The sequence below is a fragment of the Clostridiales bacterium genome (genome assembly GCA_014799665.1).
In the GTDB taxonomy this organism is placed as follows: domain Bacteria; phylum Bacillota; class Clostridia; order Christensenellales; family Pumilibacteraceae; genus Anaerocaecibacter.
Genome location: JAAVHP010000004.1, coordinates 1 through 24887, shown reverse-complemented (window position 1 = coordinate 24887; position 24887 = coordinate 1). Strand labels below are relative to the sequence as shown.

Annotated in this window: 11 protein-coding genes and 1 tRNA gene; 5 read left to right on the top strand and 7 right to left on the bottom strand. The window is 41.5% G+C overall.

Translation table 11 applies throughout. The features are described from left to right. Nucleotides 1-209 precede the first annotated feature (209 nt). Both HDT28_00825 and HDT28_00820 read right to left on the bottom strand, forming a co-directional pair. A complete protein-coding gene (locus HDT28_00825; GenBank protein MBD5131129.1) occupies nt 210-2984 on the bottom strand; it encodes a hypothetical protein in 2775 nt (924 codons plus the stop codon). 15 nt (nt 2985-2999) lie between these two features. Further along, the gene (locus HDT28_00820) at nt 3000-4808 is read right to left on the bottom strand and encodes a hypothetical protein (GenBank protein MBD5131128.1); all 1809 of its coding nucleotides are present in this window, start codon (nt 4806-4808) and stop codon (nt 3000-3002) included. 256 nt (nt 4809-5064) lie between these two features. Between HDT28_00820 and HDT28_00815 the strand changes: the two genes are divergently transcribed. The 5 genes from HDT28_00815 (at nt 5065) to HDT28_00795 (ending at nt 9501) form a co-directional block, all read left to right on the top strand. Next, nucleotides 5065-5139, top strand: a tRNA-Val gene (locus HDT28_00815). A 178-nt stretch (nt 5140-5317) separates the two neighbouring features. Further along, nucleotides 5318-6517, top strand: coding sequence for a hypothetical protein (locus HDT28_00810; protein ID MBD5131127.1), 1200 nt, complete (start codon nt 5318-5320; stop codon nt 6515-6517). Nucleotides 6518-6638: 121 nt separating this feature from the next. Continuing rightward, nucleotides 6639-6842 (top strand): hypothetical protein, encoded by a 204-nt coding sequence (locus tag HDT28_00805; GenBank protein ID MBD5131126.1) that lies wholly within the window; start codon nt 6639-6641, stop codon nt 6840-6842. A 382-nt stretch (nt 6843-7224) separates the two neighbouring features. Further along, a complete protein-coding gene (locus HDT28_00800) occupies nt 7225-7662 on the top strand; it encodes a VOC family protein (protein ID MBD5131125.1) in 438 nt (145 codons plus the stop codon). A gap of 519 nt (nt 7663-8181) precedes the next feature. Further along, nucleotides 8182-9501 carry a linear amide C-N hydrolase gene (locus HDT28_00795; GenBank protein ID MBD5131124.1) on the top strand — a complete coding sequence of 440 codons (1320 nt, stop codon included), beginning with the start codon at nt 8182-8184 and terminating at the stop codon, nt 9499-9501. Nucleotides 9502-10090: 589 nt separating this feature from the next. Here the strand turns inward: HDT28_00795 and HDT28_00790 are convergent. The 5 genes from HDT28_00790 to HDT28_00770 form a co-directional block, all read right to left on the bottom strand. Further along, nucleotides 10091-10363 (bottom strand): hypothetical protein, encoded by a 273-nt coding sequence (locus tag HDT28_00790; GenBank protein ID MBD5131123.1) that lies wholly within the window; start codon nt 10361-10363, stop codon nt 10091-10093. Between the two features lie 21 nt (nt 10364-10384). Then, entirely contained in the window at nt 10385-12973 is a 2589-nt protein-coding gene (locus HDT28_00785) for a hypothetical protein (GenBank protein ID MBD5131122.1), read from the bottom strand. Beyond that, entirely contained in the window at nt 12966-18272 is a 5307-nt protein-coding gene (locus tag HDT28_00780) for a hypothetical protein (GenBank protein ID MBD5131121.1), read from the bottom strand. Before HDT28_00780 ends, HDT28_00785 begins: the two co-directional genes overlap by 8 nt. Nucleotides 18273-18332: 60 nt before the next feature. Then, nucleotides 18333-23915 carry a hypothetical protein gene (locus HDT28_00775; GenBank protein MBD5131120.1) on the bottom strand — a complete coding sequence of 1861 codons (5583 nt, stop codon included), beginning with the start codon at nt 23913-23915 and terminating at the stop codon, nt 18333-18335. Nucleotides 23916-23930: 15 nt separating this feature from the next. Then, a partial coding sequence (locus HDT28_00770; protein ID MBD5131119.1) for a hypothetical protein occupies nt 23931-24887 on the bottom strand: 957 nt, incomplete at its 5' end.

Here is a 24887-nt window from a genome sequence, read left to right as displayed (position 1 = left end):
TTTTTAACCTCACCAACGGAGAGGGCGGGTTTTCGGGTAGTCGAGCCGTATCCCTTTTAATTCCTAATTACTAATTCACAATTCCTAATTAAACAAAAAGAGCGGTTGTACCGAACCGTTCGGCACAACCGCTCTTGCCTTCCCCAATTGGGGAAGGGGGACCACGAAGTGGTGGATGAGGGAATTACTAATTTCTAATTCCTAATTAATTACAGTACCGACTTGCCGCCGATCTTGACCGAGCACTGCCAGGTCGAGGGATTGAGGTCGAGTTCGAGCTTGGTGGTAGTGCCGCGTTCGAAGTGAAGCGCACCGGTCGAACCGTCGCCTTCGTTTCTCGTAGCGTAGCAGAAGTTAGGATTTATCGACTTGCTGTACGAGAACAGCTGACTGCTGTATTGCTTACGCGCCGCAATAAGCTTCTTGAAGTGATTATACAAGTCGCTGAACGCTTCCTGGCGCGACCAGTTGATCATGTTGAGCTTATACGGCGAGTTGTACGAGTTTTCGTTGCCGTACTTCGTCCTGCCCATTTCCTCGCCCGCGAGCATGAACGGAACGCCCGCGCTCATAAGGTATGCCGCGGATATGAGCTTGCACTGTTTAATACGAGTAGCGTCTGCTATATCGTACTGAACGGGCGTGGTTTCGCCGTGACGCGAACCAACCAGTTGATCCCAAAGCGTGTAGTTATCGTGCGCCGCAGCGTACGCTATACATTTTGCGCCCGAGCCGGTGTACATGCCCGAACCCGAAGTGCCTGCGCCGCCTTCAAGCAGTCTCTGAACGGAGCTGACCTCGCCCTTGGTGCCGTTTACCCAGCCTTTGCCGGTTACGCCGTCCCAAACGTTGCCGCGCATACCGTCGCGACCGGTGTCGTTGAACACCGCGACGCGCTCGGGAAGCTTATCCATGCTGCGCGGATAGTCGTTGCTGAAGCCTGCGAACAAATGCTTGATAAGGTTATTGTTCGAGTTGTTCATATACTTGCCGATCTTAGTCGAAGCCGACGAAGTGGCGTTCTTGCGCGTCGTCCACGAATAAGGCGTGTACGATCCGTCAGCCGACCACGGCTCGCCGTAAACAAGCAACTGCTTGCCCTTGCCGCCGTCAATGGTGTCGAGCGCGTCGCGCACTGCCTGTATCGTAGCTACGTCGTGAAGACCCATAAGGTCGAAACGGAAGCCGTCGATGTGATACTCCTCCGCCCAGAACTTGACCGAGTCGACTATATACTTACGAACCATCGTGCGTTCGGAAGCGGTCTCGTTGCCGCAGCCCGCGCCGTTCTCGAAGCCACCGTCCTTGTTCGTGCGGTGGTAGTAGTACGGCAGCGTGTCGTGGAGCGCCTGACCCTGAGTCTGATATGTGTGGTTGTAAACGACGTCCATAACTACGCCGATACCCGCTTGGTGCAGAGCCATGACCATCTGCTTGAACTCGTTAATTCTAACCTCGCCGCGAGTGGGATCGGTCGAGTACGAGCCTTCGGGAATGTTGTAGTTCTGCGGGTCGTAACCCCAGTTGAAGTTATCCTTTGTGTTGTCTGCGTTCGTGGTCTCGCGCTCGTCGATGGTCGCGAAATCGTAAACGGGGTTAAGGTGAACGTAAGTAATGCCAAGGTCTTTAAGGTAATTCAAGCCCGTTTTAAGATCGGTCCCGGGAACCGTCGTGTTCTGCTCGGTGAACGCAAGGAATTTGCCCTTGTACTTCATGCCCGAGTCGGGCGACGCCGAGAAGTCTTTTACCTGAACTTCCCAAAGTATGGGGGTGTCGGCATTGGTCGCGTTAGTCGCATACAAATGTTTATCTTTGTCCCAACCGGTCGGGTTAGCAGTAGAAAAATCTATAACCATACCGCGGTCGCCGTTCACGCCGCACGCTTTGGCGTACGGGTCGATTGTTTCTACGGGCGCGCCCGTATTGTTGACCGTATAAGTGTAATAGGTGCCGTTAAGGTTTTCCTCAATCACGGCTTCCCAGATGCCGCCCCACTTGCCTTGAACAAGCGCCTTTTCCATCGTAATGACGTCGTAAGCCGTTTCCTCGCTTCCGTCCTTGTAAAGATTGAGCGTAGTTTCTGTGGAGAGTGGCGCCCACAAGCGGAATGTAGTCGTTTTCTTATCGGCGGATATGACCGCGCCGAGCACGGCATCTTGCGTACCCGCCGTTTCGAACTGCGTTATAAATTCCGAAGTATCTATCAGAGTCGATTTGGATATAGCGGCGTCCTTGGGATAGCCCGCAACCGAAATACGGTAGTTGGTTTCGAAATCGAATTTAAGACCCGGGAACAAAGCCGTTGCTTTGTATTCCGAAGTTTCGGGGTTGACCTTGGCGTTCGCCGTGGCTACCGCGTCGCCGTTTACAGTGAGCGTTACCTTAGCGCCGTTTCTGATCGCGCTCGAAGCCTCGAACCAAATGGACGTTTTATTCGTGAATTTTGCGCTTATGATTTTTTCAAGAGCCATTTTAGCTTCCTCAAGGTTTGTGTATACGTCGGAGTCTTTGCGCACGAAATAAACGTCGGCGTGGTTGTTGGCATCGAACTTATCGGACAGATCGACCAAGCAGTCGCCCATGCTCTCTTTGTCGTACTTGTTGTCCCAGCCGCCCGTTTCCGCCTTTTTGACTACGACGAGGAAGCCGAGTTTAGTGCCGTTTTTGAGCTGCTCGAACTCTCTTTGAGTAAGCTCGATATTAATGGCGCGCGCTACGTTATCGTCTTTTTTGAACTGCTCGTCTTCGAGCGGTTGCGCGTCGAACGGACGTTCGTCGGAGCTGTTGCCTATCCATACCCAGCCCGTTATCTTCGAATATTCCTGAGCGGGATCGTAAACGTGGATCGTCAACGTGGGGTTGTTGTCGGCCGTGACCGCCGAACCGCCGCGCGCGAACAGCATGCCCGCCGCGAGAAGCGCGATCAGCAGTATCGCCGTTACGATAATGTATTTTATACCTATTCTTTTATTAGTTCTCATCATAATTCCCTACCCCCGTTAAACCGAAGCGGTCTTGCCTATGAGCGTACCGAGCGCACGCGAACCGGAGCCCGTGGTTGCGGTAGCCTTCGTGTTGTTGGCGGTCAGTTCGCCCGCCGTGTTGCCGTTTTGTGTACCCGAAGCGTTACTCGCTATGATACCGCCTACCGTATAGGAAGACGCATTTGCGTTCGTAACGGTTATCTTAGTGTACTTGTTGCCGGTGGTGACGCTGCCCGCACGTGCGTACGCCACGATGCCACCGACCATGCCGAGATTGTAATACGACTTTTTGGTCGCGTCCTTGGACGTGGTGCCGACCGCTGTAAACTCGGTAACGGTGTTGTTAGTTACCTTGCCGCCTTTGAGGTTTTCGAGAACGATGCCCGCTACCTCGTAGCACGCCTGTTTTTCAAGCTCGGTGTCTTCGATCTTGAATGTGCCGCCGAGCGTGCAGTCCGAAACGGTGCCGTAGTTGTGCGCAACGATACCGGCTATTTCGCCGCCCGCCGCCGCATATTTGGCGTTGGTTATGGTAATGCCCGAAACAGTGCCGTAATTATAGTATGCCACGGTAGCTATCGTGGTATTGATCGGGTGATCCTCGTCTTGGAGCTTGGTCGAAATCTCGGGGCTGTCAAAGACAATATCTTTGACGGTCGAGCCCTGAACGAGCCGATCGAACAACGACCAGTACCCGCCGTCGTAGTTAGCGACACGCACGTTTTTGAGCGTATGACCTTTGCCGTCGAGCGTGCCGAAGAACGGAACTTTGAGCGTGTGGATATTCGTTTCGTCGTCGCCTACGGGAACGTAGGAGTAGTCTATGTCGTTTTGTAATTCGTAAACGTTACGCGGAAGGTTCTTGTTGGAAGCAACCTGTTCTGCGTAGATGGTTTCGTAGTAATCTATTGTGCGCAGATCCAATATCGTTTTGATCTTGTACGGGTTCTGCGCCGTGCCCTCGCCGTCGAGGTATTTTATAGGCGCAAGCTGAACCGTCGCGCTATTAATAAGCTCCTTGCCGCTAATGGGATATACGCCGTAAATTAACAGCTTGTCGGCAATATCGTAGCTTGTGTCGGTGACCGTCACCGAGTTCATCTCGATATCGACTACCTTGTACGCCTTGGCGCCGCCGACCGCGCCCCAAACGAGTTTGTCGTCCTTAATAGAGCAATCGGTTACCGGCAAAAATTCAAGCGCTTTACTTGAAGCGTTGTAAGCGAGCGCGGTCGCGCCGCTCGAATAAGTCCAAACCTCGTCGCCGTGCGCGATAATTTCAACGCGCTTCAATCCCGTCAATGAAGATAAATCGTATCGGCAATCGGATGCGTTGGCGCTCACGGTAACGTTGTCCACCTTTACTTCGTATGAAGCGACAGCGTTACTCGGTTTCCATTGGATTACGCCGTTTTCAAAAGCAGTTATCTCGGGGCTTGCCAATTGAACTCCCTCCGTTTTGTAAGGAATAGTTGTAGGCGCCGAATCGGCGTAGCCGTCGCCTTGCGCCGTTATGGATATCGTAAACTCGCCGCTCGCAGGGAAAGTAAAGCCCTGAACCGAACGCAGGTTGATTGCAAGATAATCGGAGACAATCGTCTCGTTGCCGGTAATTTCGAGCTTATACTTGTCGGCGTTCGTAACCGCGTGCCAGCTGATGGCAAACGACTCGTTGGTTTCTACGATTTTAATGCTGTTCGCGTCAACACTGTCGAGCTGGTTCCCCCTATTGTTTTTTGAACAGCCGACTAACCAAGTTAGCGTGCCCAGCAATAGGATAACGGCGACAACGGCAATAAAGCCGCTTCTTCTTTTCTTCATCATTTACCTACCTCTCGCCCATTTTCATATAATCAGGCTCATATATTTTATCACACGCCAAAATGCTTGTCAATAGTTTTAGTAAAATTTCTGCCGCCCGCCACCCCGATCAGCTGCGTATATATATTATATAATGATAGAGCGGATGGCGAAAACCACGGCGGCAAAGAATATCCCCCAGGCGCTCGAAATTCCAGGCTATTCGCTTGACAACGCCGACTTTTCATGATAGAATTACATACGAACAAAATACTTTTACGGGCAATTAACTCAGCGGGAGAGTGCTACCTTCACATGGTAGAAGTCACAGGTTCGAACCCTGTATTGCCCACCAAAAAAACCTAAAACGAACCACTTTGTTTTAGGTTTTTTGTTTGCGAGTTTTTAAATTCGACATTGACTTTTTTCTTTGCACATTGTATAATGTTTGTATAGTATAAAGGCTTTGGCGGAATCCCGTATTGTATTTATAAAACCAGCTAAAGCGTGAAAACAAAAGTAGGAAAGGATTTATGGCATACTTAAAGGTGTTAAATGTTGGGCAAGGCGACTGTATGGTGATACGCCCGTTGGAATGCAAACATAGAGCTAAAATGTATTTTGTAGATCTCGGTCCCGGTCATATCGATGTTACAAAAGAAATCGATCAGAATGATGATGTAAATATCATTTTGACGCACCATCATGCCGACCATATAAATGGCATTAAGTATTTTTTTAATAAACTAAATCAAATATCCAATTTGTTTGTCCCGTATGATTTCAACGAAATAGGACTAATTGCGCGAGCGCTATTAAATCTTAAGGGCATGCAGGGCGCGCGTGGTTGTGGCGAATACATATCGGAGCTAAACCAAGTAGTCGATTCACAGCTATTCTTGAAATCTGTATTAGACTTTGTAAATTCACCTGGGAGCGACACACACATTAATTTGCGCTTTGTAGCCGAAGGTGATCGTTTATGCAATCACATTATGTTTCTTAATCCGGCACTTGCGCAAGCTGATCTTGATTTCTGTAATGAAATTTCCATGTCCGATTGTAAAGACATGTTCTTTTCACTTTTTAAAGAAGATTTTGCTGATAAATTGACTAATTATGTAGAATCGGTAAGACATGGTCACGGTGTTGATCACAGATTCTCTGCAATGTTTTTACATGAAAGTGGGCAACCATTTAATGAATCCGATTATTCGAGACATGTTGAGCGTACACAGTATGCATGCGGGACATTACTCAAATTTATCTCCGGCAATTATAAACAACTTGAAACTTTTACCGGACATCCGTCAAGATCTACATTTAGAGCAGTCCATGAAAAATATGTTGACCGAGCGCATGATTCTTGTGTTGTACTAAAAGCGAAACACAAGGGATGTCAATATCTTTTGGCGGGTGATGCTAGTAAACGAGTATTTAGGCGACTAACTCGGAGTAATATAGATATTAGTGCGGATTATCTCAAAGTTTCACATCACGGGAGCAAAAATAATACCAGTAGACCTATTCTATCAAAGATTAATCCTAAGTATGCTATAATCTCGCACGATAACCGCACGTTTGGCAATATGAAAGATCCGCATCCAAACATGGATGTATTAAAAATGTTGGATGAATATAATGTTATTACATATATGACAAACGATTCGATGAAAAATGGTAAAGAATATAAACGTAGTATGCACATCTGTGACGATTTTTTGGAGATTTAACAATTTGTTGCTAAATAAATTAAATGCCCGTTATTGTGTCAAATTAGTTTTTGCAGTTGCATAAATTGTATACGTATACTGTAATTGGTTGTACGATAAAAAGTAATTTAGAAGTGTATTAATGTTTGAAGGAATAGTCCAACTTTCTGAAAAAATATATTTGACATATGGAATTATGATACCGCAGGAAAACAATTTAGAAATTCAATTTATCGTGGAAAATTCGTTTTTGGTTACTAATGCTCCACCAACGCAAGGCGCACCCAAAGGGTGCGTTTTTGCGTTGGTGGGCAATACGATTTGGGTGAGTAGCGAGGCGAAGTAATTTACAATAAACAGTATTGCAGTAAAAAACTAGACTATCAAAATAGCAACGCCATTTCGCCGCGCGGTAACTTTGTAAATACTACGCCAAAAACATCATCGAAAGCAAGTATTTTTGTCTTGTATTGACTGCTAGGCGCTCGGCGAATGCCGAAGCCCGTGCGTGATTTCCGCGCACAACTCTGTATTGCTTATGGTACGGCACACTTGTTATACCCGCGCACCCGCCATAGCGACATTTTATACTGTGTATGATTTATTGCTTCTATCTTTTATCTGTGATATAATTTAAATTACTGAAAGATATGATTGTCGCTTTTTTACAATACAAGTATATATATTTGTTGTAAAATGAGTATATCAATTATTCTAAGGAGTTAACTATGATTATAATTACACCCAACTTCAATTTCAATGGAAATGGAAAATGCGAACAAGCTATTCGCTTATATGAACAAGCATTCAACGCAAAAGTGGGGTGCTTACTGCGTTTTAGCGACGCTCGACCTGAAGATTATAATAGGGAACTGTCAAATGAGCAGCGCAATTTCGTTTATCACGCGGAAATTTATATCGGCAATCAAAGAATAATGATGTCTGACAACATTGATCTCGATATTCATTATCAACCGAGTCGTGCGCTTTCGCTCACTGTCACGATGGAGACAAAAGCTGATGTTTTAAAAGCATTTGAAGTCTTGAAAGACGGTGGTGAAATTATAACACCTATTCAAAGTACTACATATAGTTCTTGCCTATGTAGTCTCGTCGATAAATTTGGTTTTCGGTGGGTAATTATGACTGAACAAACAGAAAGATAAAATTGCTTTATCAATTATTCGTTTTAGGTTACTCTGCTCCACCAACTCAAGGCGCACCCAAACGGGTGCGTTTTTGCATTGGTGGGCAATCAGCGTGAGCATACGCCCGATTTATATTAATGCTATTTCTCCTTTTTATTGGTTTTACCCGTAAATTTGTTGACAAATCAACAAGTCACGAGTATAATAAATTATGCTTTGAGTAGGCCATAGTGGACTCGAACCCGTAAGGTTTTTGGGGCATAATGTGCCGTGATACTGCGTCAAAGCGCACTCGCGGTACCGCAGATAGTACAGCTTCGTGTGCTTTTCCTTGTCTGACGGCGCATTTTGCTCCCAAAAACTGCTTGCATCCAAACGCCGAAGTTTTGAGTTAGTTTGACACTTGCGGAGCGCAGTCGTACCATTCCATTAGCGGTACGACAAGCGACGCAAGGGGCAAAATAGCCAAAAATGCGGCGTTTGGGCTTGCGGAGTCCGAGTCCACTGTGGCCAAACCAAAAAAGCATAGGAGATATTATGGAAGAACAAACACAACTCGCCGAGGAAACCGAAGTAACGCAAGCGGCAACGGACGGCGAAGCGCAAAAGCCGCCCAAGAAAAAGGTCAAGCTATGGGTAAAGATAACCTCGATCACCCTAGCGTGCATAGTAGGCGTAATTGCGATACTCGGCTTTGCGTTCCTCGGTGTCTGGCACAACGAGATCTCTACCCTTTCCAATTTCGATTTGATTCGCGAGCGCAACGCCGACCATGACGACGCCGCCGTGTACAGCATGAAAGTCAAGGGCGGATACTATTTCGACGACTTTTTATCGTCCGGCGGAGCCAAGACGGACGCCGAGCTTATCTCGTTCATCTCGAACCACGTCACTCGCGGACTCATAAAAATGAACATTCAAGAGACCGATCTCGGCTGCGCCTCGTTCACAGCCGTCACCGAGAGCGGCGACAGACTTTTTGCCCGAAACTACGACAATGAAAGCTCGAACGTTTGCATCACGCTCACCAACCCCGGCGGCGGCAGGCACGCTTCGTTCTCCACGGCGGATCTGAGGTATCTCGGTCTGGATCCTCAAAAGGACGTAGAGGGACTCATGAATAATATCACCTGTCTCGCCGCGCCCTACGTGCCGCTCGACGGCATCAACGACGCGGGCGTGAGTTGCAGCGTTCTAATGACCTATCAGGGCGAGCCCGAGAAAGGAAACGCCGTTGCGACGGACCAGAAAGATCCCAATAAGAACGATATCACGACGACGACCATGATGCGCATGATCCTCGACTACGCCGACGACGTGGACGAAGCAATAGAGCTTGTTAAAAAGTACAACTTCCACGATTCGGCGAACACGTCCTTCCACTACATGATCGCGGACGCAACCGGCAAGAGCGCCATTCTCGAATGGGTGAACGGCACCGACGCCACCGACAACGACGGCGCGGCGCGCGAGCTTGTCGTAACCTACAACACGGGCGACGACAACATCGGCGAGCGCGAGGGCGCGTGCGATTTCCAGTGGGTTACGAACTTTATCATTCTGCCGGGCTACTACGAATCGGACGACGACAAAGCGGGACTTGATCGCTACGACGTAATTTACGAAGACCTCTCCGCAACGAACGGCGTAGTCAAGGACGAATGGGCGGCAATGGATCTTCTTGAAAAGGTCGGCAGACGGACCTACAAACCGGGCTTCTGCGTGACGGTACACAGCGCCATCTACAACCTCACTCAAAAATCGGTCCTGTGGGTATCCAACGAAAACTTCAACGACTCAACGGCGATATTCGAATATTCCTTTGCCACGGGAAAATTGAAAACCGTTACGAGATAAAAACCCGAGGAATTTAGCGTAGAATATTTGTTTTAGGGTGCTATTGCTCCACCCAACTGAAAGCATGATTGCAAGTTAAACTCTTATGCCCAGAGTCAATGGTGCATTATTTTATTATGGCGATTTACGATCCGATATTATCAATCTTTATGAAATTTAAGGAAAATCTAAGTTGGATAGAACTTTTATAACAGCTGCGATTTGTTTTATAATTATCAAAAATTCTTGTTTTAAACCAAATAAAGCTCATTTTAATTATAGATCTTTGAAACAATTGTACTATTTTTGTAAATGGATTTAATGCTTGTTCTGTCAAGCGATTGCTTTTTGTTATAAGGAATAAGCATCAACGGCATAATAATTTTTCTGATTTTTACATATGTAAACACAACTCTGTTTTTTCCGTTAATGAAAAACCAGGTGTTATTGGATCGTTTTAAGGAACATACGGTATTAAAAATGGATACATCACGAATAAAACACCCTTTAATTTATCACTAAAAGGGCATGATAACTTTATATATTTACTAATTTGCAGGCACTACTTTATACTACATATGTCGTAGCATTAAAACCGTTACTGTTGATATTACAAAACGATTGCCATACGATTCCCGGTAATATCCCACGGCTTTCGTAATACCAAATTATCTACCCACTCTTTGATATCATTATTATCTAATTCGGCATCGACAATATAACTGTAATTATAGTAATACATACCATCTTTAATCTCTTTAAGTACGAATGTAATATCTACTATTACTTCGTACAAATACAACAGCCGCCGCTTGATAATTTTTAGCTTATCTTCGTCGGCATTATTTTTTGATGTTCCCAATTTCGAGATTGCGTTTATCATGTTAACCTCCTGACTTTAATTTTATATATTTCCACTATTTTCCAAATCTACCAACTCCAGCAAAGATTGATAGGAAACTGTTTCGTTCTTAAAATTATGGACATAACTGTAAACATTCAACCCTTTACCCCCGGAAAATTTTTGAGCTTCGTGAGCTTTGCCATATTCTCCGATTGTTTTATCAGCTAGCTCCTGATATGTATCGAGCTCATCATATATTCCTAACCGATCGTTGTTTTTAAATAGCCCTGCGTTGGCTACTGCGTCCTCATGCACGTGCCCGGACAACCAGTGAGTATTATCCTCTTTTATAAACAATTCTCCTATTTTTTTCAATGCTTCATAATCGGCAATGGACTCCTCAATATCGCTGCAAACCGCATTGAGCCGCAATAAAACACGACTATCTTCTTTACTTGCTTTCATGCCCATTGTTCCTTTTTCTATATAGAATCTATCCTCCGTCATATGATAAAACAATTCGCTTAGCGTTATAAACTCTTTTTCGTTTCGATTATTATCCAAAATCAACTCTGTCTCTTTAATCAATTCGTCCATTTCGGTAGTAGCTCTATTATATAAAACTTGTACATCATTTTCTGCGTCATCATCTAATCCGTAAGCCTTTGAATATAATCTGAAAGCCTTTTCCCTAAACTCTTTTATTTCATCTGAATTGCCGGAAAAACGCAAAGCAAAGAGTATTGCAAAAATACGAGCAATTAATTTTTTGTAATCTTTGTCTCTTTTTCCTATTTTTTCCCGGCTTTTTTCTTGAATATTATTTGCCAGCTCGTTTAATTGTATTACTATATTTCTTTCAAAATTGTGTCTGATATTAATTTTACTTAGTGCATCGTGAACAGAAGTGTCCTCTTTTTGATTATCTCGCTGATGCCTATCTTTAAAATAATTAGGAAAATAATTATAGCTATGATGTGACAATACTATCACCGCAGGCGACAATGCTTCTCTTTTTTTCTCAGAATTCAATAAAGATTTGACTGTGCGCTCCATAATATTAGCCTGATCAAAATCAATATGTGCTTTATTCTGTAGCTTTGAATTTGCTTCACTGCAGGAATTGAGTGACACAATAACTGCACCGATTTTTTTATAATATCTAACAAAATTCAATTTATCATCAATATGCGCATCCGACACATCAAAATGCTTGCGCAACGCATTAATATAATATGTAAACTTAGCTATAGAGCCACCGGAATATTCTACCGGATTACCCCCAGTCGTTTCTCTGCGGTTGCTACTCGCTTTTAACTCATTCATCGACGCATAATCGTGATTACCCGGACAAAAAACAAGTCGTTTTTTCCAATCAGATCGCAAAAAGTGGCGAGCTTTGTTATCATGTTTTTCTGTAACGCACCAAAAACAAGAAACAAAATGCTTGATAATTTGAGCAGCGTGTGCGTAATTTGATTCTAACTCATATGCCGTAGGAGCATAATTGCATATATCTCCGGTAATCAGCAGTAATTCTGGTATACCGAGCAATTTTACTTTTTTCGTATTGCTCTCTGCCGCGTCAAAATAATGACGCATACACTCTATCTTATCGTCAATCGAATGTGATGAACCAACATGAAGATCACTTATATGATAAGCAACACATAAATTTTCCTTGTTGATCCGAGGTATGTAATCAAACCGCATCCGAGAACTGCACAAATTTTCATAATTCGAATCTACGAGTCGCCATAATTTAGATTTTAGAAATACAATCCCCACCGCCTTTTCCAACAACCTACGCCCATTAATCTTACCGTCTTCTTTATCATTTAATAAAGCAATTAAATATACATTATTGGCCGAATTATCCGGAGAAAGGCGTATAATCAGCACAGGCATTTCATGTTCTTTATCATATCTTACCCGCTTACAACTAATTGTCCTATCTAGAAGCCAATCTTCGTCGCCCCCCTCATGCACAACGTCGTTAATTGTGCGAAGGGCTTTATTTCTGTTCTGGTACGGAATTGGGTCTATGCCAGACATTACCAACTGAGAGAAAGCGAATAGTTTATTATCCTCGGCCAATTCATTATAAGAGTAATACCTTTCATTGGATGAAGCAAGCACTAGTGTTTCCCCATCTTTTACCGAAACAAAATGGCATATATCCACATCGAGGACTCGGCGAATAGCCTCCACTATTCTATCAAAATCTGACCTATCAATTGATTTTACCTTATTACCCAAATGTTTTTTATCGATTATGCCCTCATAGTAACGCACTAACGAAAAATATGTAACAAGCGATGCTAACTTATAATGATTGATACTATCATCATCATTAATACCGATATTAAACAATTCATCCTTATTTCTGCTTTTAATATACTTACACAACGGATTAGAATCGCCTATTCCGCCACTGTTTATACCTTTGGTCTCTTTTTCCGTAAATTCGAAGATATTGTCAAATAATTCTTTATCGCAGTATACACTATCACGATTTTTTTCGTCAACGTGTTTATGCTTGCCAAACTCAGTTGCAAGCAGTTCTATAATATCATATTGCCGTCTTGTATTTTCAAGAGACATCGTTACTTTAAATTCGTTTATAAGTTTTTCAAACAAATCACTCATCACTTTCCTCCTTGTTAATACTGTAAACATCCTCTACCCTATAGCTTTTGCCGTCATCGTCATGCGTTGTAAGCAACGTCCAACGAAGCGCATTTTGATATACATTGACAAAATACTCGAATGACGGCATAGTAGTAAGCGATGTTAATTCTTTTTTTTCAATTGAATTATAATAATCTTGATAATTTATTATACCGAAATACTTATTAACAGCTTTTTTCCAAATATCAGAAAATTCATTTATCTTCAACGATATGGCTTCATTTTTATTTCTCATGAAAAACACCGAATCCAAATGAGCAATTTTCTTTATAAGCGATATCACCAAAAAAGCCTGAGAACCGGCATTCAGACTGTTTTCATGTGTTGTTTTCACTTGGGTCTTTTCACCATCTAACTCATCCAAATTAGAAAAAATCAACCCATCTAAAATTTGGCGATATTTATCAAAAATATCCGTGTCATGTTCAGTTACGCGCTTCGATGCGAGTGAATTAACCTTCGCGTTATTCACACCATTAATACAGGCAAGCAACAGATACAGCATTATATCTATTGCTACCTGCCTAATATGATAATATCTTACCAACTGCTCGCGAGACAATATCTTTATATAGCTGATAAGCAACTCGCAAAAATGCACCAAGGACCGCTGCTTTTCTTTAGGAGTATCCTTTATAATTTTCTGTTTTTCATCTATCAATAAGTCAAGCACAGCCTCTAACGTCTTTTTATATAAATCATCATTATTTTTTGCATTTTTTGAAACATGCTCGAGCGCGCAATATAGCTTATGGGTACACAATAATCGCATATAATATCGATCGGCTATTACTCTATTTTTAAAGAATTGCCAAATATTCTCTCTGTTTTTATTCCTTTCTTCTTCGGAAATCAAATCATCGGAAATCAAATCATTCAAACATATTTTATCAATGTTCGTTATTACTTGATTAAACTGTTCGTATATTTTTGAAAATTCGCTATTTACATAGTTCTTGTCCGTTATACCCTGCAGATTCGGTATTTCTGAAAAAAACTCTGACGTCCTTGTATTAAGCGACGTTAATATTGCATTAATTTCCTTTGGCAATTTTTCTTTGGGATTAATCAATCTCCATGACTTTAACCATTTTACGTACTTCCCAGAGGTAAACAGCTCGCTCTTAATAACTTCCCAGAACTGATCAACGGTCAATAACCTGTGTTTTTGTATCAAACGATCAATATCGCAAATATCGCGAGATGATACAGTTCTTTTCTTCTCTAACTCAAGCTTTTTGATAAAGCTGCAATCGTAACATATTCCTTGATGAGTATTGTAATTGGGGACACCAAGGTTTATGTATGAGTAAACGTCCGTTTCCGGATTACGTACAAACTGTTGCAATGACTCATAAGACGAACGGTTAACAAACAATATAATCCCCTTAAATAAGTTAATTCGACCATAGTCGTCCGCCGCCAAATGCGCTTCGTTTAAAAGCATCTTCATTATTAGCATTGCACGGTGTATGCTTTCGCCCGAAACGTTTGAATCGTCGCAGTAGTAAACATTTACCTTATTGTGGTGGTTATCATTTATAATATTGGATATCTCATCGGCTACATAAATAAAATCGGTACGAACAGTCTCACGCGGCATTGAAGAAACATCGAAATGAATAAATCGTATATTTTGTTTCAGCGCAAACTCGGAAACCATTCTTACAAATGGGCTATTGCGCTCATGTAAAGGTGAAATTAAAATGTTAAATGCCGCGGAATCTTTTCCGATAGTTCCCAACCATTTTTCCACGTCATCTCGACAAGTCACCTTATTTTTACGACTGCCTATTGCTAATTTCACATGGCTTTCCAACATGTGCTTTAGATCCAAATTGAATAAAAAATGGTTTGATTGTGTTTGCGTGTGCCCATATGCGATATTTCCGCGCAAGAAGCCAATTCTATCGCTATTAATTTCTTTCTGCTTATTATCACCGATTTGTAGCGCATAGGTAATACCTTTTCTGCTACTACCCAAAAGCTCGTGAATAAGATATGTGGTTGTGGAAGTTTTATCGACCCAATCCAAAGCCACATCCCTATCGCACATAGGGCAATTATGCGCATTATGCCAATTAGACCCAACATGAATCAAATATTGAACAACTTGTTCTACTTCGTCTGGATAATCTCGCTTTAGCTGTATCTGACCAAACTTATCAATTTTCGGATCAATATCCTTGTACCAATACTGTGAGAGGATATCCAACCCATGTATGTACTCTCCTTCCGGCTCGTCGTGTTTCGGCGCAGATACAATCAACGAATAGTTAATGGACGCTACTCCGGCGTTATCGGAAAAATGCCGAAGGGCGCGTCTTATTTGCAAGATCGTGTTTGATGTTGTTGCAATGGGCTCGACAATTACAAATAACGGCGCTTCTACTTTGCCATTATCGTCTTTTACAAACAGATCCGACATTTGTATGTCGGCAAGATTTTCATCCTTATCTAGCACCAAATGTTGCAGTCTGAATTTAGGAACAACTCTCGTCTTTATTCCGCTTACGATATCGATTTGACCGGCAAACGTACAGTAAGCAACATGTGGATAATTATTATTGCCCAATATGTATCCGATACCGAGCGAATCCGCATATTTTTCCAAATAATATGTTACTTGCTCCGTTAATACATGTGAATAGTTTTCATAGCCGATAACTACAATTCCATTTTGTTCTGATTTACCATAATCATTATTTTTAAGTTTATTTATCAAATCTCGTGCTATTAAAATGGCAAAATTTTTAATTATACTGTTATTATAAAAAAGTAATTCCGCTTGATAGAAAGTGTCCAAATGTATACCAACGCTCAAAGCGACGTGCGCGGGTTTAAGTCTAACTCCGTTTCTGATCGGTCCGGCGAATTGTCTTGTAGATATTTCCGCCCCCAGTTCTCTATTAAGCTCTCTATTGATAGACGATATAAAAACGCCCTCTTGTTGCGCCTGCTCATCACGAACAAACAAATCATAAGGGAAGAGATTTACTGCGTCTCCGGGCTTTGCGGAAACTTTTCTTCCGCTGTTTGAGCTTTTATCAGGTCTATCAAAAAGATACCTCAACTGGTTGGCTTGTTTCAACGCAATCGGAAATCCGGAATAAACAAAATACTCTGCGACGGTACGCAAATCATCAATACTTTCTCCACTTATATTCATCACATATTGCGTAGGCTCGTCTTTAACGTTTGCAAATAATGCAAGTTGCGAACAGCCGAGTGCGGGGATACCGCCGTCCGCTTTTTTATAGAACGATGCATATATTCTTATAAAATATCCTATCGCTTGATCCGCAAGCACAATATTATTGCTAACAAAGTTCAATGCTAAAAATCTTCTTTTGGACGGATAACCGGACGCATTACGAAGATCTTCTTGCACCAACAGACTCATCTTTGCAAAACGTTCACAATCTTCCATAAAATTATCGGTCAATTCATAAGTGATTACGGGAATTACAATATTATCCGACGTATTAGATAATATTTGATTAGTATAGTATTCTCGCATCTTATTGATAGCGATACTCTTATCTGTTTGCTTACTTATATCGAGAATATTCTTATCGGGTTTAGGAATATCCCACTGCACAACGCTTTTATCATCAAAAACGGAATCGTTTACGGCAAACGATTTTTTGCTACGCTCAGAATCCGGCAGATCCATGCTGCGCTCCTGAATAGGGAGCATAACGACATAGTATGTAAAGCCTCTAGTTTTATTTTCAATAGGCTTGGCGCTTTTTCTCTTGTAATTATGAAAGTAACATATCGGATCAATTATTGGTTCTTTTTGATCGCTCCTGCGTGGCGACCCTGCAACAACCATTCCCCCATTCTCTACAATAAGATTTCTAAACAGCTTAAGTCCGAGATGATGAGCTATTTGATCAATTTCTCGACTTCGGAAATTAAAAACGCCTTCTAACGTATCCGGCACCAAATTAGCGTCGGGATTATTTTTCTTAAATACGTCGTAGATTCCGTTCACATATTTACGATAAAAGTTTCTTCTATCATCTTTTGTTGCGCAATCGGCATCATTCGGGATAGGGATAGCATAGTCGATTGCGGTAAATTCAATCATATACCGACAGTTTTCAAACGGCCCGTTTCCTCTTACATTACATTTTTGCGTTATCGAATATCTGTAATGTGCACAATTCTCAGAACTGCTCGGGGGCGAGTTACAATCCACATAATATGTTCTCATAGAAAAGAATCCGATATGCTCGCTACTATGCGTGACCGAGTTTTCTAAGATTTGCGAAATACCATCGGCATACTCTATTGCCGACAGGTAAATGCTCATGATTACTTCTTGATTTAGTTCGACTTCTTCAATTGTCTCATCCGGTTCTGCGTTAGCATCAAACTCTTTTTTACATAGGATAGGATAAATAACATTTTCGTCTACTTTTTCCGATACGCCTTTTAACATAGTAAGAAAAATAATTTGCGCCAAACACGTTAAAGTTTGGAGTTTAGAGCCTATTATTTCCTCATATTGCTTAATAAATTCTTTATTACCGGCATATACATTTTTTCCATAAATCAAATCATACAATTTTTCCTTTACGTTATTTGAAAGTCGATCGATAGCTATATCAAAGTAACTCGGGATTTCCTTATATTTTCTTATAGAGGTCAGTTCCCTATAATCTAACGATTTAAACGGAAAATTATGTTTTTCATCTGATATAGGCAACAGTGGGAATATTTTACCAAAAGTGAATTCATCCTCTTCTAAAAGCTCATACGTATAATCCTCTTGCTCATCATCATACTTATATTTTGCATAAATAATAAGATTTTCAAATTTATTAAGATAATACGATACCAGATCTTTTGCCCGTTCTCTGTTTGAATATTTTTTTGCATCAATCAAAAGAACAACCAACATTTTGTTTGAAAGATTCTTAAAACTACCGTCAACTATAGTATTGAACGGTTGTTGCGATAGTCGCAGCGCAGACAAAAACGGAAACGCCAAATTTTGCTCTGTATCGTCACTGTCGAAGCTCACACGCAAAATGAACAATTGATATTCCGCGCTTTCATAATTGCTAACGCTTTTCTTCCCTCGTCCCCAAACATTAATACCATTATAAGTATTACTAACTATAAGATCGGAATTTAAATCAACCAATGAAATATCATTTTTTGTTGCCTCAAAAGTAATATCCTTACTATCGGAATACTTTACGATTCTAGTAAGATTTTCCATCGATAAATTGTCATAACTCATATTTTTTCTCCCGAATTACTACTTATTTCAAAGAAATTTTAGCGTAAAGTTATACCTTTCTCAAGCATCAGGCTTATGCTTTTCGCCACGTTGTGTACCCGACGAACCGCTTGAACCGTCGCTTCCCCATACGCCGCTATAACCGCCGTTGCCGCCTTGTCCGACTGTTCCGCCATATGCATCCCCGCCATTACCGCCGTTGCCGCCGGATTGTAACCACATTTCCGTAGACCCGCCGTTACCGCCGTTGCCGCCGTTATAGCCATATCCGCCGTTACCGCCGTGTTCACCGTCGCCGTTAGCCCCGGGATTTCCACCATTACCACCATCGCCGCCATTGCCCATGCGACCGTTTTTATTTCCTTCTCCACCGTTACCGCCGTTACCACCGTCGCCACCGGGAGATGAATCGTTATCCGTACTGTCATCATCGGCACCATCTCCGCCGCGACCGCCATTACCACCGTTACCACCATTACCGTAAACACCGTCTTCTCCGTCAACGTGCGACCAATTAGTTTGCCATGATATGTTCGTATCGTTATAAATAGCAACTGCTCCTTCTCCACCCAAAGCACCGTCACCGCCGTTGCCGCCGTCGCCACCGCGCTGCCCCGGAGAAGCATCGACGGAATCTCCTTTCGCCCCATTGCCGCCGTTGCCGCCGGTACCGCCGTTACCACCATTACCGCCGTTGCCGCCTAATATATTTATTTTATTCCCGCTGATTTTCAAAGTACCGACGCAAAAAATAGCTATACCACCGTTGCCGCCACGACTTCCATTTCCTCCGTCGCTTCCTTTCTTTCCGTTTTCGGTTGCATGACTTCCGTCAATACCTTTAGCGCCATTACCGCCGTTACCACCTTTAATAACAAAATCATGGATCGATTTGAGCTCAACTTTTCCACCTAACGTATCGGAAAGAATAGCTATCCCGCCATCGCCGCCGACATTATTTTGACTGGTTTTATAACTATAACCGTTACCACCTTGTATAACTATCTCTTGTGTTCCGATCTGATAAACCGTCATACATTTTACCTTGATAGCGGGTGCACCGTTTTGAATATCTAAGTCGCCATCCTTGCCGTATAGTTCAACGTTATCCGAGAAGTAAACCGACAAATCGGAACTTGTAGAATATATTACGCTATCATTCGTACCATGAATAATTATATCTTCCAATACCAATACAAAACTGCGCGAACCGATTTGTAGATTGAAATCATTAATCTCCTTAACAGAGCCGCCGCGTATTTTCAAATAATTGATATTGGTTTTATTGCTTAAATTCAGCGTTCCTATATTACCTGTTTCTACTATTATTTCATAGGCTGTGCTGCCGTTAAACTGGCTTGTGTCTAAAGCGGACGTTGCCGTGATTTCTTCGGCGTGGACTCGCACCATAACAACTACGGTAAATTCATTTCCGCAAAACGCATAGACTCTTGCGTATGTATTATTAGGAGTCGTTACAACACCGAATATTGTCGCTTTATTTCCGCTGCTATTCAAGCTGATATATTTTTTATCATCTTCCTTAACACTGAAACTCAATGTATCCGCTTGCGCAGCAAACAAAGGATAAATTTTAGCATATAAATTAATTGAACTATTCGGCGCAACGTCAACAATGGTAACGAATGCGTTATCCTCATCAATAATTTCAATATTTTCGACTTTGTTATATATAACGAAATTTATAATTTTAGATATACCCTCATCTAAAACTATATCTCCGTATTCACATTTTCCGACGTTTATCTCAACGGCAAAACTTGTCCATTGCGGGAGTTTATTGTTTATTCTTAATAAACCGTTTCCGCTTATCGTAACGGCAGGAGAATTATCAATAATCGGCGCGTTCAGCACTTTATATGTAACGTCACCGAATTGTTTTGAAACGGCTATTTGCTTTGTAGTAAATCCTTCGCCGGTTTTCCCTAATGCTACGATGTTCGCATCCCCGCTATTATCTTGCAATTTTCCATCCGCATAAACAACAAAATTCGAAGGACTGATAGTCTTAAAAATCCCGAATGCTAAATAGGTATTGCCGGGAATATTAGATTGCAGTTCATAATTCAAATTGTACTTTGTATTTGCTCGGAGTTCGCATTCAAAGATTAAGACAAAATTCATTGGTACGAACTCCGCTTCCTTAACTGCTTGTCCGTTACTTTCCAAACTTATCTTAAAATCAACGTTTCTATCCCTATAAAAGACAAATTTATAAAGGCCCGAAAACTCCGGAATAAATGTGTTCGTAGTGAAATAATTGTTAGCGGACAACACATTTTCGAACATCAACCCTTCCGTTATTTCAAATAATCCGTCCCATTCATTATTATGTATCGTTATAACATCGGGATTGGCATTTGTCTTTACAACAACGTAATAAATGCTTCCCTTGCTTAATCTGTATGAACCGCTCTCTTTGGTTAAAGATTCTTCTTTAGATAGATTCCCATATTCAAATACAGCTACGGTTGATTGTCCGCTTGCCTCAACCGAGTAAAGACCGTCAACGTCCGGGCATATCCTATAATATAACGTACTGTTCGGTAAGACGTTAAATTGAGTATTTACGGGGATTTGTTTTGCGTAGAATACTACTTCACAACCGGTTTGACCCTCATTGACTATATAGTATATCTCATTTGCCGATAATAGATAAGTATTATTGACTTTACTGATTACAGTCAAATCCTGACTGTAAACCGTTACATAATTTGAATCTATTTGGAATTCCCCATCTATTTCGGTAGAAAACGCAGCCGAAGAAGATATAAGGTTTACTTTATCATTAAAATGGAAGACCCCCTCCTGCTTCGGAACAAAATCTATTTGTATTTTTGCTCCGATATCGATATTTCTCTTGATTTTAGCAGTTATAATATATTGTTTCCCTTTTGTTAAATCTTCTCCGGTATAAGGTTTGCCGTCTATCGTTAAGATATAATCTTCATTGTCCACGGTTAACCGATATTTACCCGTTATCGGCGGAATAAACTTATACGAGGTATCTAAATACACGTTATGCGGGTGATTGGCTTTCATTATGCCGGGTTCAAACGATATAGAAACGCTATAATCAGTTTTCGTATCGTTTAAATTTTCGACGTAGAGGAAATACGTACCCGAAGGAAAAACTACTTTATTAGAGCCGCAAAAAACGTCGCGTGGTTTGGAATCCTTAAACGCTATCCTTATATCGCCATCGGCATCGAAAACATAAGTGCCACTATTATTTATCCTAATGGGATACCATATGCTTTTATGTGCGTCGAGCGTTCCAGAGTAATTTAATTCTGTGGTTTCCGGTTTAAATGTTGCGCACAATTCTGTTGTCAAAGCTACGCTTGAAGTGTTCTTTACTTTAATAAAACAGGATTTCCCTTCCGTAAGCAAAACTTCGCCATCTTTTCGATTGGCAATAACGACAATGTTGTTTTCGTTTAATACGTCTATCGTAGCAGTAGTATTGTCAATCCTATATATACCTGTTTTGGGAGCGTCGAACTTATATATGCCACTTTCATTGGGCTTTAACTTAACGACTTTCGTACTGCCCACACTGATTTCGTTAATGCACTTTTCAATCGATGCAACAAACGACGCGCCCAAACACGGGATATTTTTTACGTCCGCCAATTCCAAAGAAACTTTATTCGATCCTTTATTCAAGTACAGCCGAATACTTATAACGTCGCCGCTTATATCTGAAACCATGCCATTAAATATCGAGTTACGATCTTCGGTTATGTCATTGAGAGTTTGCGCTTTCTCTATCGGCAATTTTTTTTCGTCATAACTTGAAATTATTCTTTCGAAATTTTTCAATTTCAAATTATAATACCCATCCTCTTCGACAGCACAGTTTAACGAAATCCTGTTGTTTGCATATGCATAGATTTCCGTATCGTTATTTACCGTTACTTTCTCTGTATTCCCATTATCCCACAGCTTTACTGTTAATCCCGAGTAATTGAATCTATCCGGAACAGGATATCTGTAAGTTTGCGAATCATCTTTATTTGCTGACTGAAACCCCAACGCAAAATTTACATAACTCGTAAAGGCGGTAGGCTTGTTCACTTCATTCAATACAAAGATAGATTGAGCATAATGCCCATTTTTCCCGAAAATAGCGCTGGCTTTAGATCCGGGTTTATAATCAATATTATCGGATTGTGTATCAACGCCGATACAGGCAATTACCGACTTATTGGGTTTTTGTGACGGTGCGTCAAAAGTAAATATATTTTTCTCATTATTATAATATATGCCATTAAATACTTTTTCCTCGTTAGCAAACTTGCATATTTCACTAATCGTTGTTATGCCGGTGCCGATCAGCGCTATGAAAGGATTACATTTTCCTTTAGTAATAAATTTCATTGCTGTGGAAGCCGCACTCGAAGCGATAGTTAAAATCATCGAACTAATCGATTCCATGCTTACATTTTTCTTCCTTACTTTTTTGCCGGCATATCCGTTATAATTCATTCGCACCTGCGATAGGGACGTATCGGTATCCTTATACAAATCATAATCTTCGTTAAACGCGTTTATATCATATAAATTATTTATGCGAGAAGAAAAAGCAGGATCGGCGATAAATATACCCTCATAGCCATCGTAATATTGGCTGAGACTTATATCTTTAGTGGCTTTGTCATCGCCGTCGCCCCATCCGTTAGGATAATAATAACATGCGCCTGACGCCGTAAATGCAATGTTAAGCGTTACGGGATATTCCCGACTGAGGACATTACTTTCCCTGTCTATACTAAATACAATTACACTATTGAAGTAAGTACACGCATCTCTTCCATAAAAAGTATAAGTACGTTCATACAATGTTGAAAGGATAACAAACCCATATTCCTGTCCTATAAACATAGTGTTTGTTTCGATAGCAAAATACTTCTCGGGTATGTAATCGACTATATTCGTGATGTCTTTTTCTTTTCTTCCTATATCCAGCAGCTCTTCCTTTTTCTTTTTGTCGCTCGTCAAATTTTTTAACCGAATAATATCATCTTCGGACAAATTTGTCCACCCATCGTCACTTTTTTCATCAGACGTCGTGCGACTTCCGTCGGAATAAAACGTATTAGTTCTTGTATTTGTTAAACCGGCAAAAAGTAATCGATCTTCCGATACAATGTTGTTAGCCGTATAAGTGTCGGTTACGCTGGCGCTATTGATATGCTCCGCTAATTCCGCGTCGGCGTTTACCGTTAAAACATTATATTCATTGTATTCATCATAATACGATACGCTCAGCTTGGAATTTTGGGCATTTAAATATGCAAACGAAATATCATCGGATAACCGAGTATCCATAAAAACTTGCCCCGATTTCTCGTTTTTATACCAAGAACCGCAATCAAAGGTTATATTCTTACCGAACGAATTGCATTTAACCTCAATCAGGTTATCCGACAGCAATTCAGCTTCACCATCCTCATATTTATTAATGACGAGTTCCGGAGTAAAACTGCCGACCTGCGATTTATATTCATCTGCACGTGCGACTGAGGATGGGGTAAACCAGATTACAAGCGATATGATTACCAAACCTAGCGCACCGATAATAAACGGCAGGATACCCTTTTTCAAGACGTTTTTCATACTTTCTTCTCCAATTTATTTTTCTATTAAGTAACCGCAAATATCGTCCGTGTGCTTGATCGTATTTGCCGCTACTAATTTTGTCGAGCTTGTACAATCTGTTACCGTGCAGGCGGCGCCCGCTACTCCGCCTATATAATCCACAGTGTATTCGGGATGTATAACTTCGAACCCGTAAATATTACCGCTGTTCGTGCAGTTTTCTATTTGATATCCTAATCCCGCTATTCCTCCGAAACAGCAGATTACTGTATTTTTTAACGGATCCTCTTCATAATCTTTATACCTATAAATGTTCCCGTAATTTTTACAATTTCTTATGACCGACGGGTTTTGCGCTAATTTTACGCGCCCGAGATCCGTAAAATAATTTCTCGGATAATCATATCCGATCGTGTGCGCATCTTTAAAAAGTTCTACGCGCCCCACTATCCCGCCTATATAGTTTACGCCTATAATGTTTCCGTAATTTTCACAGTCCTCTACTATACTCCCGACAGTCGGAACTTCATATCTTTCCAACAAAATTACGCTTACAACAGCCCCAACAATCGGATATTTAAAAGCAACAGAAATATTACCGTAGTTTTTACAGTTTCTTACAGTACTGTTATATGCATATTGGACTATCGCGGCTTCACCCGTAACGTCACTGTAATTAATTACGTTTTCTACGGTACAATCCGCAATAAGACATATCAAGCCACCCAACGAAACGTCCCAATTATCCCCTTTTGCGCCACCCATATAGGCATAATTAACGATGTTTTTTATACTGCTATTTTCAGCTAAATAACAAAATACTCCATAAATCAAACTATTGTTATGCAATTCAGTTGATAAAACAAAATTACAAATCTCGGCTCCTTTTATATATCCGAATATCGGCCAACCGCATTCCCCGTATAATTTGTAATTATTACCGTTAATCTTTCCGGTGAACGCTTTTTCTGTATAAGGATAATCCATATA